Origin of the sequence: Cellulomonas timonensis, assembly GCF_900046455.1 — a bacterium.
GTDB lineage: Bacteria > Actinomycetota > Actinomycetes > Actinomycetales > Cellulomonadaceae > Cellulomonas_A > Cellulomonas_A timonensis.
Genome location: NZ_FCOT01000012.1, coordinates 626,045 through 642,295 on the forward strand (window position 1 = coordinate 626,045; position 16,251 = coordinate 642,295).

Sequence of the window (16,251 nt, forward strand, 5' to 3'; positions counted from 1 at the left end):
AGGATGCCTGCCCGCACGTCCTGTCCGCGGCGTGCCCAAGTCACTAGACTCTCGCGCGGGTCGTCGACGAACGAGGGGGTCGTCATGGTTCCCGCTCTGTCGGCTGTCTGGCGTGCGCGCGTCGCCCTGTGGCGGCGTTGGCCTGCCGTCCGAGCCCTCGACGCGGTCGCAGCGGCCCTCAGCCTCGCCCCCGCGCTGTCCGTCACCGCCGTCGAGCACGTCGGCGGCCCCACCGCCGTCCTGCTGTGGCTGTTGTCGGTCCCGCTCGCGGCGCTCGTCGTCCACCACCTCACGCTGCGCCTCACCCGTCACCGGGCTGGCAGCCTCCCGTGGACACTCACCGCGCTGGCCGCGGTCTGCTATCTGCCCGTGCTCGTCGTCGGCCCGTCGTGGGCCGCCTCCGCGGGGCTCCTCGCGGCCTGCGCCCTCTCGGCGCTGCCCTGGCGGCGCTCCGTGCCGGTGGTCCTGGCCATCGTGGCCCTCGACCTGGCGTTGTCGCTGCTCGTCTTCCGGCAGACCGCGACGGTCACCGGCTACGGCACGTTGCAGGTGCTGCTCACCTCCGCGGTGCTGGCGGCGCTGGCCTGGACCGTCGGCATCACGATCGAGCTCAACCAGCTCCGGGCGGAGCTCGTGAGCACCGCGGTGCTGCGCGAGCGGCTGCGGATGTCGCGCGACCTGCACGACCTGCTGGGCCGGGGCCTCGCCGCCATCGTGCTCAAGACCGAGCTCGCGCGCCGTTACCACGAGCGGGGCTACGACGCGGAGACCGTCGACGAGCTCGACCAGATCGCCGCAGTGGCCGTGCAGTGCGGCGACGACCTGCGAGCCCTCGTCACGGGCTACCGGAATCTGTCACTCGAGAGCGAGATCGACGTCGGCCTGGAGCTCCTCGAGGAGGCGGGCATCGACTGCCATGTGCGGGTCGACGCGCACGCCGTGCCGGACCACGTGCGGGACACCCTCGCCTGGGTGGTGCGCGAGGGCGTCACCAACGTGCTCAAGCACAGCCAGGCCACCAGCTGCCGGCTCACCGCCGAGCACGTGGGCGCGCGGGTGGTCGTCACCGTGCAGAACGACGGAGTCGCCGCGCCGGACCAGGAGCCCGGCGATGGGCAGCACGACGCCACGGCCCGGCCCGCCGGCAACGGGCTGCGCGGCCTGCACGAGCGGGTCGCCGCGTCGGGGGGCGAGGTGTCGACCACGGCCGGCCCCGACGGCACCTGGACGCTCATGGTCTCGATGCCCGCCACCGACGACCCCGCCCTGACCGAGGAGGTCTCCGCGTGATCCGCCTGCTCGTCGCCGAGGACATGCACGTCGTCCGATCCGCGCTCGTCGCCCTGCTGGGCTTGGAGGACGACCTCGAGGTCGTCGCCGAGGTGGGACGCGGCGACCTCGTCCTGGCCGCCGCCGAGCGCACCCAGCCGGACGTGGCGCTGCTCGACCTGGACATGCCCGGGCGCAATGGGATCGCGGTGGCGGGCGAGCTCGCGCGCGCGATGCCGCGGGTGCGCGTCATGATCCTCACCGGCGTCGGGCGGCCGGGTTCGGTGAAGGCCGCCCTCGACGCCGGCGCCCAGGGTTTCGTGCTCAAGACGGCCTCGGCGCGGGCGCTCGTCGATGGGGTGCGGACGGTCGCCGCCGGCGGGCAGGTGCTCGACGCGAACCTCGCGGCAGCGGCCGTCCGGTTGGGGGCGAACCCGTTGCGCCCTCGGGAGCAGGAGTTGCTCGACCTGGTGGCCAGCGGGTGCTCAGTGCGCGAGTCGGCCCAGCGGCTGTTCCTGTCGGAGGGCACGGTGCGCAACTACCTCTCCGCGATCGTGGACAAGCTCGGCGCCCGCGGTCGGGTAGACGCCATCCGGATCGCCCAGGACAACGGCTGGCTCTGACGGCCCGAGCGCGCTGCGAGCCGCTCGTGAAAAAACCACCCATCTGGCAGGGATAGAGTCTGGCGGCCGGAGCAGGGCTGCGAATGGCCCGGCTCGGGTGACCTTCGACCGGGCTGCGGCCCGCGTCGGCCCCCGGATCGATCGAGGAGCCTGAACGCACGGTGGGGCATCGTCAGAGCATGCGCGGGTCCACCCTGGTGGCCCGACAGCCGTCCACGGGGATCGGATGGAGCGCCGCGCTCCCCGCGCGGCCCGCTGCTCCCGTCGGCACGCCGCCTCGTCCGGCGAGTGGCATGTCGCCCCGGGCGGCGCGCGCGGCGCTGCGGGCGGCCTGCCGCACGACCCTGGCCCGCCAGCTTCTCCGGTTCACGCTGGTCGGTGTCGTGATGACTGCGTCCTACGTGACTCTCTTCCTGCTGCTGCGCAGCCCGCTGGGCGCCCAGGCCGCCAACGTGGTGGCCCTGTTCGTCACGGCGGTCGGGAACACCGCCGCGAACCGTCGCGTCACATTCGGTGTCCGCGGCCGCGCGCACGCCGTGACGCAGCATGGGCAGGGGCTGCTGATCTTCGGGGTGAGCTGGGGGCTGACCTCGGGCGCCCTCGCGCTGCTCGGCGCGTTCTCACCGCAGGCCTCGGCGACCGTCGACCTGGCGGTGCTGGTCGCCGCGAACCTCGGCGCCACGCTGGTGCGGTTCGTGCTGCTGCGCCACTGGGTGTTCCGGGCGCCGCCCGCCGCGGACCTCACCGGTCCGTCGACCCGCTGAGCCGCTGACCCGCTGAGCCGCCGGCCCGCTGACCTACGAGCGCGACGGGATCAGAGCGGGTAGGCGCTGTAGAAGTCGCGGATCGACTCGGCCGGGCCGGTGACGCGGAAGACTGTCGTGCCGTTGGACCAGACCGCCACCCCGTCGGCGCCCACTGGGCCCCAGGCGTAGGTCCCGACCACGGCGCCCGCGACGGTGACGTCCCCCGACTCCGGGGCGAGGGCGACGGGCGCCGCCGTCGAGTCAGCGGAGGCTGTGGGCGCGGCATCGGCGGCGGGCAGCTCCGCGGCGAGCCTCTGGGCGTGGGCGGCGGCCTCTTCGGCCGTCTCCCACTGGCCGGCCTGCACCGTGACGGCGCCGGCTCCCCCATCGGTGTAGGCCTCGGTGTACGCCTCGATAGCCCCGGCGGCGAGCCATCCCTCGTCGTTGGCCGACGTGGCCAGCGCGTACTGCAGCACGGAGACGGGCAGCACTGCGGCGAACGGGGTCGCCGCCGTGCGGGCCGCGGGCGCGACGGTGGGGGTCGGCGAGGGCAGGAACACCGTGGCGGCGTCGGTCGCCTGCTGGGGCGCGTCGTCGCGGTTGAGCAGCAGGGCTGTGGTCAGCCCGCCGAGCACGACGACGCCTGCGGCGATGCCGCCGATGAGCAGCAGCCGGCGTTTGCGCGCCCCGTCGTCGGCGACGCTGGCGTGTGCCGCGCCAGCGGGCTCGGGGGCGGGGGCCGCCGTGCCGTCGACGCCCTGAGGCCACAGCAGCGACGGGTCGGACGGACGCTCCGCGGGCTGTCCGGGCTGGCCGCCCGGCCGGATGTCGCTCATGGCACGTCTCCCCTGCTGCATGTCGTCCGGGTCAGCCCGGACGTGGTCGCTAGCACCCTAGTGGTTGGGGAAGCCCGTCAGTCCGCACCGACACGGGCGCGCTCAGCGCTTCTCGTCGCCCTCCGCCAGGCGCTGGCGGCTCATCTTCTGCACCTGCTGGGTGGCCACGGAGGCGAGCAGGCCCACGATGATCAGGTCGAAGAAGATCTGCACGGTGGTGACGATCCGGGCCATCTGGCCCACCGCGTGCACATCCCCGTACCCCACGGTGCCGAGCGTGACCACCGTGTAGTAGAGCGCGTCAGTGCGGGTCGCGATGCCGTCCATCTGCCCCTCGGCGCGTGTGGCGAGCCCGTAGTAGGTGAGCGAGAAGAACACGACCACCGCGTAGAGCACGATCATGATGTTCGCCAACCGCTCGCCGGTGTCACGCGCGGAGGCCCGGAGCTGGCGGCGGATCTGGAATGCGGTCAGCGCGATGAGGGCCAGCATCCCGCCCCCGAAGACGAACAGGCGGATCACTAGCGCGGTCGTGCTCTCATCCGTGGTCATCGGCACCGCGTAGTAGACGACGATCGCGCTCACGAGCAGCGCCGCTGAGTGGGTCCAGCGGCCCAGCGCCCGGATCCGCGGACCTGCTGCCATGCGCCCATCCTCCGTTCGCGGCCGCCAGGGCGCGCGCGGAGGGCATGTGGGCGGCGGGGGTTAGCGTGCGTGCGTGACCTCGACGACCAGCGCCCGGCGCCCCGAGCCCCGCAACCGCGCCGCGCGTGCGGGATACCGCTGCGGCGAGTGCGGGTGGACCACATCGAAGTGGGTGGGACGGTGCGGCGAGTGCCAGGCCTGGGGCTCGGTGCTCGAGGACGTCGGGCCGGGGGGCGGCGCGCCGCGCACCGCCACTGTCGCACCCACCCGCAGCCCGGCCCGCCCGATCGCCGAGATCGATGTCGAGGCCAGCAGGGCGCGGCCCACCGGCGTCGACGAGCTCGACCGGGTGCTGGGCGGCGGCCTGGTGCCCGGCGCCGTGGTGCTGCTCGCCGGCGAGCCGGGCGTGGGCAAGTCGACGCTGCTGTTGGACGTGGCCAGTCGAGCCGCGCAGGCCGGCCGCGAGGCCTCCTCCGACGGGACGGCGCCGCGGGGCCGGCGCGTGCTCTACATCACCGGGGAGGAGTCCGCCGGACAGGTGCGGCTGCGCGCGGAGCGGATCGGCGCGCTGGACCCCCACCTGCTCCTCGCCGCCGAGACGGACCTCGGCACGGTGCTCGGCCACGTCGAGCAGGTGCAGCCCGACCTGCTGGTCGTCGACTCCGTGCAGACCATCGCCTCCGCGGCGATCGAGGGCGCCGCGGGCGGGGTGAGCCAGGTGCGCGAGGTCGCCGGCGCCCTGATCGCCGTGGCGAAGGAGCGCGACATGCCCGTGGTGCTCGTGGGGCACGTCACCAAGGACGGGTCGGTGGCCGGGCCCCGCACGCTGGAGCACCTGGTGGACGTGGTGTGCCAGTTCGAGGGCGAGCGGCATTCGCGTCTGCGGCTGCTGCGGTCCACCAAGAACCGCTATGGCCCCACCGACGAGGTCGGGTGCTTCGACCTCACCGAGTCGGGCATCGAGGGGCTCACGGACCCGAGCGGCCTGTTCGTGTCGAATGCCCTGCACCACGTGCCGGGCACCTGCGTGACGGTCACCCTGGAGGGCCGCCGGCCGCTGGCCACCGAGGTGCAGGCGCTCGTCGCGCCCAGCATGCTCGCCAACCCCCGGCGCACCACCAGCGGCGTCGACGCGAGCCGGCTCGCGATGGTCCTCGCGGTGCTGCAACGACGAGTGGGCGCACGGCTCGCCGACCAGGACGTCTACGTCTCCACCGTCGGCGGCGCGCGGGTCGTCGAGCCCTCCGCCGATCTCGCCCTCGCGCTGGCCACCGCCAGCTCGCGGGAGAACATCGCCCTGCCCCGGGGGCTGGTGGCTGTCGGCGAGGTCGGCCTGGCCGGGGAGATCCGCGCCGTGACGGGCACCACCCGGCGGCTCGCGGAGGCCGCCCGGCTGGGGTTCGTCCGCGCCGTGGTCCCAGCCGGCTCGGTGGAGGCGGGGACGGCGCCAGCCGGGATGGAGATCCTCGAGGCGGGCGACTTGGCGGAGGCCGTCCGCGCCTGCGGCGTGTCCGGGGAGCGCAGATCCTGATCCCCGCGCCGATCTCCGGCATCAGTGAGCACGTCGCACCGCGAGTCGTCCCACCTACGCGAGACGGCGCCCCGCGTAGGATCACCGATGTGCCGACGACTCCTGTGCCCGACGACCTGCTGCGCTCGACGCTGGCCGCCGTCGCGCCCGGCGGGGAGCTGCGTGACGGACTCGAGCGCATCCTGCGTGGGCGCACCGGCGCGCTGATCGTCCTGGGGCATGACAGCACCGTCGAGTCCATCTGCTCGGGCGGCTTCGTGCTGGACGTCGAGTTCTCCGCCACACGACTGCGCGAGCTCGCGAAGATGGACGGCGCGATCATCGTCGACCGCGACGTCCGCCGGATCCTGCGCGCCGCCGTCCAGCTGCTGCCGGACCCCACCATCGAGACCACCGAGTCCGGCACCCGGCACCGCACCGCCGAGCGCGTCGCCAAGCAGACCGGCTACCCCGTCATCTCCGTGTCCGCGTCGATGCGGATCGTCGCGCTCTACGTGGGCGGCGTGCGGCACGTGCTCGAGGACTCCGACACGATCCTGTCACGCGCCAACCAGGCCCTCGCGACGCTCGAGCGGTACAAGTCGCGACTCGACGAGGTCAGCGGCACGCTCTCGGCCCTGGAGATCGAGGACCTCGTCACCGTGCGCGACGTGTCCGCCGTGGTGCAACGCCTGGAGATGGTGCGCCGCATCTCCGAGGAGATCGCCGGCTATGTCGTCGAGCTGGGCACCGACGGGCGGCTCCTGTCGCTGCAGCTCGACGAGCTCACCGGGGGCATCGGCTCCGACCGCGAGCTCGTCATCCGCGACTACGTGGACACCTCGCGCAAGGAGCGGGACGCGAGCGCCGTGCAGGCGGCCCTCGCCGAGCTCGACAGCACCGAGCTCATCGACATCACGCACTTCGCCCGGGTGCTCGGGCTGCCCGGCGGTGGCGACGCCCTCGACGCAGCAGCCGGACCGCGCGGATACCGGCTGCTGTCCAAGGTCCCCCGCCTGCCCGCCGCGATCGTCGACCGTCTGGTCGAGCACTTCGGCGGCCTGCAGAAGCTCCTGGCCGCGAGCATCGAGGACCTCATGGCCGTGGACGGGGTCGGCGAGCAGCGCGCCCGCGCCGTGCGCGAGGGGTTGTCCCGGCTCGCCGAGTCGAGCATCCTCGAGCGCTACGTCTGACGAGCGCCGTCTGACTCGAGCGCGACGTCTGACCTGGCCTGGGCTCAGTCGAGCACGAACACCTGCGGCGCGGACGCGGCGCCCGCGGCGGTGAGCGTCGCGGAGTACGTGCCCGACTTCACCGCGGGCAGCCCGGTGGCGCAGCCCTCCGCCGAGCGGACCCTCGTCCACTGGACCTGCGTGACGTCGCTCTGTCCCGGACCGAGCAGCAGCTTGCGCTCGGCCGCGCCGGCAGGGCAGTCCCGGCTGGACCAGATGCGGTCCTCCCCGGAGACGATGGCGATCTCGAGCTGCCCCGAGCCCGCGTCGACCAGGCAGTCCACCTCGCCCGTGTTCGCGAGGGTGACGGTGAAGGTCGGGATGGCCGCTGCCGCGTAGGACGCCGAGTCAGCGGCGAGGGTGAGGGCGAGGGCCTCGGGCGCACAGGCCTGCGGCGCCCCCGGGTCGGCAGGCTCGTCCTCAGCGCCGTCCACGGGCTCCTGCTCGCCGGAGCCGTCGGCGTTGACGTTGTCCGCGTCCGGGGTTCCGCCACGGCCCAGCAGCGCCCAGACGACGACGATGACCACTAGCAGCGGGAGGCCCAGCACCACGAATCGACGGGTCCAGTAGACCCGGGACGGCAACGGCCCCGCAGGTCGCAGCACACCCATGACGGCACCGTCCTCACGTCGGCCGCGTCCCCGGCGGCGCTTCACCCGGTCAGCCGTACGGTACCGGTCTCTCCGCCCTGCGCCTGCGCCCTGCCTGGGCGGGTCGGCGCCTGATCCTGTGCGTGGCCGGGGCGGCGCCGGGTTGGGGGAGGATGGGCGGGGGCTGCCCGCCCCCCACGCCGAGCCGATGGGGGGGGGGGGGGCGGGCGCGGGGGGGGGGGGCGCGCGGGGGGGGGGGGGCGGCGCGGGGGGGGGGGGGGGGCCGGGGCGGCGCCGGGTTGGGGGAGGATGGGCGGGTGCTGCCCGCCCCCCACGCCGAGCCGATGCGCGCCGCGGTGCTCGACTGGTTCGGGCGCCACGCGCGCGACCTCCCGTGGCGCGCGGCGGACTGCTCGGCCTGGGGTGTGCTGGTCAGCGAGGTGATGCTGCAGCAGACGCCTGTGGTGCGGGTGGAGCCCGCGTGGCGGGCATGGATGGCTCGGTGGCCCGAGCCGGCCGACCCGGCAGAGGCGAGCACGGCGGATGTGCTGCGCGCCTGGGACCGGCTGGGCTACCCGCGTCGGGCGCTGCGCCTGCAGGAGTGCGCGCGCGCCGTGGTGGAACGGCACGGCGGCGTGGTGCCGGCGGGCGCCGCGGAACTGCTCGCGTTGCCGGGGGGGGGCCCGTACACGGCGGCGGCGGGGCAGGCGTTCGCGTTCGGCCGCCGCTCGGGGGTGCTGGACACGAATGTGCGCCGGGTCCTGGCCCGCGCGGTGCACGGGGCCGCACTGCCGGCTCCCACGCAGACGGCCGCCGAGGTCCGCCTCGCTGAGGGCCTGGGGCCGGCGGACGACGCCACGGCGGCCCGCTGGTCTGCCGCGTCGATGGAGCTCGGCGCGCTGGTGTGCACGGCCCGCAGCCCGCGCTGCGAGGAGTGCCCGATCGCCGAGATGTGCGCGTGGCGGGCCGCCGGGCAGCCGGTGGACGAGCATCGGGGCCGACGCCGGACGCAGGCGTGGGCGGGCACGGACCGGCAGGTGCGGGGCAAGGTGATGGCGCTGCTCCGCGGCGCCCTGGGGCCGGTGCCCGCCCACGCGGTGGACGCGGTGTGGCCGGACCGGGCGCAGCGCGAGCGGTGCGTGGAGTCGTTGCTCGCCGACGGGCTGATGGTGCGGATGCCGGGCGCCGACGACGACCAGCCGCCGGCCTACCGGCTGCCCTGAGCGCGGACCCGGCGGCTCGGCGGTGCGGCCCCGCTCAGAGCTCGATGAGCATCCGTGTGTTGCCGAGCGTGTTGGGCTTCACGCGCGCGAGGTCGAGGAACTCGGCGACGCCGTCGTCGTGGGAGCGCAGCAACTCGGCGTAGACGTCCGGGGTGACGGGCGTCCCGTCGATCGGCGCGAAGCCGTGCGCCGCGAAGAAGTCCACCTCGAAGGTCAGGCAGAAGACCCGCCGCAGGCCGAGCTGGCGTGCGCGGTCGAGCAGCGCGTCGAGCAGCAGGTGGCCGACTCCCCCACCGCGCCACGCGGGGTCCACGGCGAGGGTGCGCACCTCGGCGAGGTCCTGCCACATGACGTGCAGCGCGCCGCAGCCGATGACGGCGCCGTCGGGCGCCTCGGCGACGACGAACTCCTGCACTGCCTCGTAGTACCCGACCCATTCCTTGGCGAGCAGGATGCGCTCGGTGGCGTACGGCTGCACCAGGTCGCGGATCGTGCGGACGTCCGCGGGAAGCGCGGAGCGGACTCGTGGAGGGGCGGCGGTCACGGCCCCAAACTACCGACCCGTCACTTCGGCCGACGGCCGGGTCCACTCTCCGGTGCGGGCGCGCGGCCTGCGGTTGCGCCGGTCGTCGCGCCGTGGTGACGTTGCGGCAGGCGAGGACGCTCGTGCGGGCTCGCGACGGGGCCGACCCGTCCTGTTCCCGTGCGGACTCGTCGACGATGACATCCAGGACCGACGGGAGCGACCCATGAGGACAGCGGCACTGACGGCACGCCTTCGAGGTGATGCCCTGGGCGCTCTGCGGGCGAGCACCCAGTCGGGGCGGGAGCTCGACGTCCTGGTGATCGGCGGCGGTGTGACGGGCGCGGGGATCGTGCTAGACGCGGTGACGCGTGGGCTGTCCGCGGCGGTGGTCGAGGCGCAGGACTGGTCGAGCGGGACGTCCAGCCGGTCCAGCAAACTGGTGCACGGCGGGCTCCGCTACCTGCAGATGCTCGACTTCCACCTGGTCCGCGAGGCGCTCACGGAGCGCGACCTGCTGATGTCCCGCATCGCGCCGCACCTGGTGAAGCCGGTGTCGTTCCTGTACCCGCTGGAGAACCGCGTCTGGGAGCGGGCGTACGTGGGCGCGGGCGTCGCGCTGTACGACACGCTGGCCACAGTGAGCGGGGCGAAGCGCGCGATGCCGATCCACCGGCACCTGACGCGCAAGGGCATGGAACGGCTGTTCCCCGACCTGCGGCACGACGCGGCGATCGGCGCCATCCAGTACTGGGACGCGGCGGTGGACGACTCGCGGCTCGTCTCGACGCTGATCCGCACGGCGGCGTCCTACGGCGCCCATGCGGCGTCCCGCACGGAACTGGTCAGCCTGCAGACGACCACCGGGGGCGCGGTCACGGGCGCCGAGGTGGTGGACCTGGAGACCGGCGAGCACATCGACGTGCGGGCCCGGCACGTGATCAACGCGACGGGGGTATGGACCGAGCAGACGGAACACCTGGCCGGCTCGGAGGGCGGCCTGCGCGTCCTGGCCAGCAAGGGCATCCACATCGTGGTGCCGCGCAGCCGGATCGCGGGCACGGCGGGGCTGATCCTGCAGACCGAGAAGAGCGTGCTGTTCATCATCCCGTGGTCGCGCTACTGGGTGATCGGCACCACGGACACCCCGTGGAGCCAGGAGCTGGTGCACCCGGTCGCGAACGCCAGCGACATCGACTACCTCATCGCGCATGCGAACACCGTGCTGGCCCGCCCGATCAGCCGTGAGGACGTGATCGGCACCTGGGCTGGCCTGCGCCCGCTGCTGCAGCCGGGCACGAAGGCGGGCACCTCGTCGGCGAAGGTCTCACGGGAGCACACCGTCGCGAGCCCGACGCCCGGCCTGACGGTGATCGCGGGCGGCAAGCTCACCACGTACCGGGTGATGGCCAAGGACGCCGTCGACTTCGCGATCGGCTCGCGCGCCACGACGCTGCCGTCCATCACCACCCGCATCGCGCTGGCCGGCGCCGAGGGGTTGGAGGCGGTGCAGCGCCAGTCGCGGTCCATCGCGAAGAAGTACGGCTGGGACCAGTTCCGCATGGACCACCTGCTGCACCGCTACGGGTCGCTCCTGGCGGAGCTGCTGGACCTCGTCGACGCGGACCCGGACCTCGCGAAGCCGCTGCCGCACGCCCCCGCGTACATCGGCGCGGAGATCGTCTACGCGGCCAGCCACGAGGGCGCGCTGCACCTCGACGACGTGATGATGCACCGCACCCGCCTCAACTACGAGCAGGCCGACAAGGGCGTGGGCGCCCTCGAGGAGATCGCGGACCTGATCGCGCCGGTGCTCGGCTGGGACGCGGAGCAGCGGGCCGCGGAGATCGCGGCCTACCGCGAGCGCGCCGCCGCCGAGCACGCCGCGACGGTGGAGACGGATGACGCCACCGCCGAGCGGGTCCGGCTGCTGGCGCCGGACATCGTGCCCCTGACGCCCGTGGGCGGGCTGGATGACAGCGCCCCGCCGTTCACCCCCGACCCTGGCCGCAAGCCGGGGGCCGACGACTCGCCTGCGGCGCCGGGGCCCGCTGGCACCTGAACCCCCTGTCCGGACCGGCCCATGCCGGCCCCACCCGGGTCGCCTCGGCGGCCTGACCTGGCAGGAGCCGACAGGCTCCGGCAATTCCGAGGCCTCCGGGGACCACGGCTCTTCCCCCCGGACGACACCGACGTCGCTCAGGAAAGAGGTCGCACGTGGACGTGTACAGCACTTGGGAGATCTTCGCCTCGGAGGCCGTCGGGACCGGGCTGCTCACGCTGCTCGGCACCGGCGTGGTCGCCAACGTCCTGCTGCCGAAGTCGAAGGGCTTCAACGGCGGCTGGCTGCTCATCAACTTCGGCTGGGGCTTCGCGGTCATGGCGGGCGTGTACGCGGCCTTCAAATCGGGCGCGCACATCAACCCCGCGGTGACCTTCGGCATCTGGGCCAACGGGCAGCCCGAGTTCGCCCCCGGCATCGAGGTCACCGCGTGGAACGGGCTCGTCTACGTCACGGCGCAGATGTTCGGCGCCGCGCTCGGCGCGCTCGCCAGCTTCCTGGCCTACAAGAAGCACTTCGACGAGGACCTGGACCCCGCCTCCAAGCTCGCGGTGTTCGCCACCGGCCCGGCGATCCGCTCCTACGGGTGGAACCTCATCACGGAGATCGTCGGCACCTTCGTGCTGTTGTTCGTGATCCTCATGTTCGCGAACAACACTGCCGAGCTCGGCCCGCTGCCCGTCGCGTTCCTGGTCGTCGGGATCGGCGCCAGCCTCGGTGGCCCCACCGGATACGCCATCAACCCGGCCCGTGACCTGGGCCCCCGCATCGCCCACGCGCTGCTGCCCATCAGGGGCAAGGGGTCCAGCGACTGGTCGTACGCGTGGGTCCCGGTGATCGGCCCGATCATCGGCGGCGTCCTCGGCGGGCTCGCCGCCAACTGGTTCATCTGACGGCCGCGCCGCACCTCCCACATCCCGCACTGCGATCCCTCGACGGAGAGGAACACCATGCCTGACACCCCGCAGTACGTCCTGGCGATCGACCAGGGGACCACCAGCACCCGCTCCATCGTGTTCGACCACGCCGGGACGATCGTGAACTCCGGCCAGCTGGAGCATCAGCAGATCTTCCCCCGGCCCGGGTGGGTGGAGCACGACGCCGACGAGATCTGGCGCAACACCCGCGAGGTGGTGGGCATCGCCCTGACCCGCGCGAACCTCACCGCCCGGAACATCGCGGCGGTCGGCATCACGAACCAGCGCGAGACGGCCGTGGTGTGGGACCGGACCACCGGCAAGCCCGTCTACAACGCGATCGTGTGGCAGGACACCCGCACCCAGAAGATCGCCGACCAGCTCGCCGCGCTGGGCGGCGGCGCCGACAGGTACAAGTCGCGCGTGGGGCTGCCGCTCGCGACGTACTTCTCCGGGCCGAAGATCCGCTGGATCCTCGACAACGTGGAGGGCGCCCGGGAGAAGGCCGAGCGCGGGGAGCTGGCGTTCGGCAACACCGACTCGTGGGTGGTGTGGAACATGACCGGCGGCGTCGAGGGCGGGGTGCATGTCACCGACGTGACGAATGCCTCGCGGACGATGCTGATGAACCTCGACACCCTCACGTGGAACGAGGAGATCGCCGCGGAGATGGGCATCCCGATGTCCATGCTCCCCGAGATCCGCTCGTCCTCCGAGGTGTACGGGCAGGGCCGCTTGGGCGGCCTGGTGCCGAAGGTGCCGATCGCGGGGATCCTCGGCGATCAGCAGGCCGCGACGTTCGGGCAGGCGTGCTTCGACGTCGGCACCGCGAAGAACACCTACGGCACCGGCAACTTCGTGCTGCTCAACACGGGTGAGGAGTTGGTCCCCTCCGAGAACGGCCTGCTCACCACCGTCGCGTACAAGATCGGCGAGAAGCCGGTCATCTACGCGCTGGAGGGGTCCATCGCGGTGACGGGCTCCCTGGTGCAGTGGCTCCGGGACAACCTGGGCCTGATCAAGTCCGCGCCCGAGATCGAGAAGCTCGCCGCGAGCGTGCCGGACAACGGCGGGGCGTACTTCGTGCCGGCGTTCTCGGGGCTGTTCGCGCCGTACTGGCGCTCGGAGGCCCGGGGGGCGCTCGTCGGGCTGACCCGGTATGTCACCAAGGCGCACATCGCCCGGGCGGCCCTCGAGGCGACGGCCTTCCAAACCCGGGAGGTCGTCGACGCGATGAACGCCGACTCCGGGGTCGCGCTGACCGAGTTGAAGGTGGACGGCGGGATGGTCGGCAACGACCTGCTGATGCAGTTCCAGGCCGACGTGCTCGACGTCCCGGTGATCCGCCCGAAGGTCGCCGAGACCACCGCGCTGGGCGCGGCGTACGCGGCGGGCATCGCCGTGGGGTTCTGGTCGGGCGAGCAGGACGTCATCGACAACTGGGCCGAGGACAAGCGGTGGGAGCCCTCGATGGACGCCACCGACCGGGAACGGCAGTACCGGCTGTGGAAGAAGGCGGTGACGAAGACCTTCGACTGGGTGGACGACGACGTCCTGTGAGCCGGCGATCTGGGCGACGGGGCCGCGACCCCCTACCCTGACGGCATGGCCGCCACCGTCACGCTCAGCGATGTCGCACGGGAGGCGGGCGTCTCGCTCGCCACCGCGTCCCGTGCGATCAACGGCAGCGCCAACCGCACTGTCCGCGAGGACCTGCGCGAGCGGGTCCTCGCGGCCGCGGCCCGGCTGCGCTACTCCCCCGACGCCAATGCGCAGGCGATGGCGCGCGGCCGCACCACGTCGCTGGGCCTGGTGGTCCACGACATCGCAGACCCGTACTTCTCCTCGATCGCCGCGGGCGTCAGCGCCGCCGCCGATCGTTCAGGCCTGGCGGTGACCCTCGCCAGCACCCGGCACGACCAGACGCGTGAGCGCGGCCTGATCGAGGTGCTGCAGCGCCAGCGGGCGCGGGCGATCATCATCGCGGGCGGCCGCACCGACGACGACGCGCTGAACGCCGAGCTGCGCCGGGCGCTGGCCGACTACCGCGCGGGCGGCGGCTCGGCGGCGCTGGTGGGGCAGCCCGTGCTGGGCATCGACACCGTGGTCATCGACAACGCGGACGGCGCGGCAGCCCTCGCCCGGGCGCTGCACGGCCTGGGCTACCGGGAGTTCGCGGTGCTGGCGGGCCCGGCGGGCCACCTCACGGCCCGGGAGCGGCTGGACGGCTTCCGCGCCGGGCTGGCCGAGCTGGGCGTGGCGCTCGACCCCGCGAACGTCATCGGCTGCGCGTTCACCCGCGACGGCGGCTACGACGGCATGCAGGACCTGCTGCGGCGGCGCGGCTCCGTGGAGCTGGTGTTCGCGGTGAACGACGTGATGGCAGTGGGCGCGATGGCCGCCGCGCGGGACGCGGGCGTCGACGTGCCGGGCGAGCTGGCTGTGGCCGGCTTCGACGACATCGTGACGCTGCGGGACGTCACTCCCCCGCTGACCACCGTCCGGGTGCCGCTGGTCGAGGTGGGCGTCGCGGCCACCGAGCTGGCCTTGGCGCCGCCGTCGGATGAGCCCCGCCTGGTGCATGTGGAGGCCACCGTGGTGCTGCGCGCCTCGACGCCGCCGCGCCATCCCAGCGACAGCGCCAGCAACGGCCACGGCGCCGGCTCAGCATCCTGACGGTGCTGGCCGGCGCCGTGGCCGGGGGCTTGCCTCGCGCTACTTCTGGGTCGCCGTCGTCACCTCGGCGGTGAACTTCGCCGCCGCCTCCTCGGGCGTGATCTGGCCGAACAGGACCTCGCCGTTGACCCGCTTGATCAGCGGCACGACCTCGCCGGCGCCCACGGGCGGCACGGCCACCCCGTCGACGACGTCAGCGCTGAGCCCCTCGAGGAACTCGGCGGCCTGCTTGTCCGCGTCCGCGAAGCTGGGCTGCACGGCCTTGCGCACGTCGAGGTTCGCGGGGAGCCCACGGTCGGAGAGCAGGAGCTGGCCCGCCTCCGTGCTGTTGACCAGGAAGTCGATGAACAGCGCGGCCGCCTCCGGGTGCTCCGACGTCTTGGCCACCGAGTAGTACATCGCCGGCTTGAAGTACATGCCGGTGCGCTTGCCCTCGGACTCGCCGGGGAAGCGCAGGATCTCCAGCTGCCGGCCCGACGCCTTGGAGATCGCCCCGAGCTGGTTGGTCCACCACACGCCCATCGCGCCGGTGTTGGTGCCGAGCAGCGAGCCCTCCGGCCCGGCGCCGTCGATCTCGACGGACCGCGACGCCTCGGGCTGGCCGCCGGACTCCTGCAGCGCGAGCGAGATCTTCCACCAGTCAGCCATCAGGCTGTCCTTGTAGCCGAGCGTGCCGTCCTCCTTGTAGAGGGACTGGCCGTGCTGGCGGGCGTAGATCGAGAAGCCGGGCTCGTTGAAGCCGAAGTCCTGCGTGCCGTACACGGTGCCGCCGCTGGCCTGCGAGATCTTGGTGGCGATCTCGACGTAGTCGTCCCACGTCCAGGTCGTGTCGTCGGGCATCTCCACGCCCGCGTCGGCGAAGGCCTGCGGGTCGGCGAGGACCACGTAGGCGTTCACACCCGTGGCCACGCCGTAGGTGGCGCCGTCGAAGCTGCCGGACTCGGCCACCGACGGGTCGATGCCGGACAGGTCCAGGGTGTCCTCGACCTCGGCCAGGTCGAGCAGCACGCCGCGGGTGCCGTAGTCGCGCAGGTACCGCTCCTCCTGCGTGATGACGTCGGGGGCGTCACCACCGGCGATCGACGTCGACAGCTTGTCCCAGTACCCGTCCCACGTGGTGAAGTCCGGCTCGACGGTGATGTTGGGGTGCTGGGCCTCGAACGCGTCGATGACCTGCTGGGTGAGGGCGTGCCGGCTGTCGGAGCCCCACCAGGAGAACCGGATGGTGACCTCCTCGTCGGCCGCCTCGGTGGCGCTGGGGGTGGAGCCGGGATCGTCGGACCCGGCGCAGGCTGCCAGTGCGAGGGCCGCGGCGACGGTGACGGCGGCCAGGCGCACACCCGGCCGCGCGAGGCGGCGGGGGCTGGTGGGAAGAGACATCGTGCTCCTTCGGTGCGGG

General features: G+C 73.3%; 15 protein-coding genes. 10 read left to right on the forward strand and 5 right to left on the reverse strand.

Translation table 11 applies throughout. The features are described from left to right. Positions 1-84 precede the first annotated feature (84 nt). The 3 genes from BN3788_RS11305 (at position 85) to BN3788_RS11315 (ending at position 2,656) form a co-directional block, all read left to right on the forward strand. Positions 85-1,290 carry a sensor histidine kinase gene (locus BN3788_RS11305; RefSeq protein ID WP_066585897.1) on the forward strand — a complete coding sequence of 402 codons (1,206 nt, stop codon included), beginning with the start codon at positions 85-87 and terminating at the stop codon, positions 1,288-1,290. Then, positions 1,287-1,892, forward strand: a complete 606-nt coding sequence (locus BN3788_RS11310) for a response regulator transcription factor (protein WP_066585898.1) — start codon at positions 1,287-1,289, stop codon at positions 1,890-1,892. Before BN3788_RS11305 ends, BN3788_RS11310 begins: the two co-directional genes overlap by 4 nt. Positions 1,893-2,071: 179 nt before the next feature. Further along, the gene (locus BN3788_RS11315) at positions 2,072-2,656 is read left to right on the forward strand and encodes a GtrA family protein (protein WP_082812819.1); all 585 of its coding nucleotides are present in this window, start codon (positions 2,072-2,074) and stop codon (positions 2,654-2,656) included. A 50-nt stretch (positions 2,657-2,706) separates the two neighbouring features. Here BN3788_RS11315 and BN3788_RS11320 read toward each other — a convergent pair whose 3' ends face one another. Then, positions 2,707-3,474 (reverse strand): hypothetical protein, encoded by a 768-nt coding sequence (locus BN3788_RS11320; RefSeq protein ID WP_066585902.1) that lies wholly within the window; start codon positions 3,472-3,474, stop codon positions 2,707-2,709. 102 nt (positions 3,475-3,576) lie between these two features. Further along, complete coding sequence (locus tag BN3788_RS11325) at positions 3,577-4,119, reverse strand: potassium channel family protein (RefSeq protein WP_066585905.1); 543 nt, start codon at positions 4,117-4,119, stop codon at positions 3,577-3,579. A 73-nt stretch (positions 4,120-4,192) separates the two neighbouring features. Between BN3788_RS11325 and radA the strand changes: the two genes are divergently transcribed. Both radA and disA read left to right on the forward strand, forming a co-directional pair. Continuing rightward, the gene (radA, locus tag BN3788_RS11330; protein ID WP_066585907.1) at positions 4,193-5,650 is read left to right on the forward strand and encodes a DNA repair protein RadA; all 1,458 of its coding nucleotides are present in this window, start codon (positions 4,193-4,195) and stop codon (positions 5,648-5,650) included. A gap of 89 nt (positions 5,651-5,739) precedes the next feature. Next, positions 5,740-6,822 (forward strand): DNA integrity scanning diadenylate cyclase DisA, encoded by a 1,083-nt coding sequence (disA, locus tag BN3788_RS11335; protein ID WP_066585914.1) that lies wholly within the window; start codon positions 5,740-5,742, stop codon positions 6,820-6,822. A gap of 44 nt (positions 6,823-6,866) precedes the next feature. Here the strand turns inward: disA and BN3788_RS11340 are convergent, their stop codons facing one another. Further along, positions 6,867-7,472 carry a hypothetical protein gene (locus BN3788_RS11340; RefSeq protein WP_066585915.1) on the reverse strand — a complete coding sequence of 202 codons (606 nt, stop codon included), beginning with the start codon at positions 7,470-7,472 and terminating at the stop codon, positions 6,867-6,869. A gap of 323 nt (positions 7,473-7,795) precedes the next feature. Here BN3788_RS11340 and BN3788_RS11345 point away from each other — a divergent pair, with 323 nt between their 5' ends. Further along, complete coding sequence (locus tag BN3788_RS11345) at positions 7,796-8,674, forward strand: HhH-GPD family protein (protein WP_082812820.1); 879 nt, start codon at positions 7,796-7,798, stop codon at positions 8,672-8,674. 34 nt (positions 8,675-8,708) lie between these two features. Here the strand turns inward: BN3788_RS11345 and BN3788_RS11350 are convergent, their stop codons facing one another. Further along, positions 8,709-9,218, reverse strand: a complete 510-nt coding sequence (locus tag BN3788_RS11350; protein WP_066585917.1) for an amino-acid N-acetyltransferase — start codon at positions 9,216-9,218, stop codon at positions 8,709-8,711. Positions 9,219-9,423: 205 nt separating this feature from the next. Between BN3788_RS11350 and BN3788_RS11355 the strand changes: the two genes are divergently transcribed. The 4 genes from BN3788_RS11355 (at position 9,424) to BN3788_RS11370 (ending at position 14,852) form a co-directional block, all read left to right on the forward strand. Then, positions 9,424-11,259, forward strand: a complete 1,836-nt coding sequence (locus tag BN3788_RS11355; RefSeq protein ID WP_066585919.1) for a glycerol-3-phosphate dehydrogenase/oxidase — start codon at positions 9,424-9,426, stop codon at positions 11,257-11,259. 155 nt (positions 11,260-11,414) lie between these two features. Further along, a complete protein-coding gene (locus BN3788_RS11360) occupies positions 11,415-12,152 on the forward strand; it encodes an MIP/aquaporin family protein (protein WP_066585921.1) in 738 nt (245 codons plus the stop codon). 57 nt (positions 12,153-12,209) lie between these two features. Then, positions 12,210-13,736, forward strand: a complete 1,527-nt coding sequence (gene glpK / locus BN3788_RS11365; RefSeq protein ID WP_066585923.1) for a glycerol kinase GlpK — start codon at positions 12,210-12,212, stop codon at positions 13,734-13,736. Positions 13,737-13,781: 45 nt separating this feature from the next. Continuing rightward, positions 13,782-14,852, forward strand: coding sequence for a LacI family DNA-binding transcriptional regulator (locus tag BN3788_RS11370; RefSeq protein ID WP_066585930.1), 1,071 nt, complete (start codon positions 13,782-13,784; stop codon positions 14,850-14,852). 39 nt (positions 14,853-14,891) lie between these two features. Here the strand turns inward: BN3788_RS11370 and BN3788_RS11375 are convergent, their stop codons facing one another. Beyond that, a complete protein-coding gene (locus BN3788_RS11375; protein ID WP_066585933.1) occupies positions 14,892-16,232 on the reverse strand; it encodes an ABC transporter substrate-binding protein in 1,341 nt (446 codons plus the stop codon). Positions 16,233-16,251 lie beyond the last annotated feature (19 nt).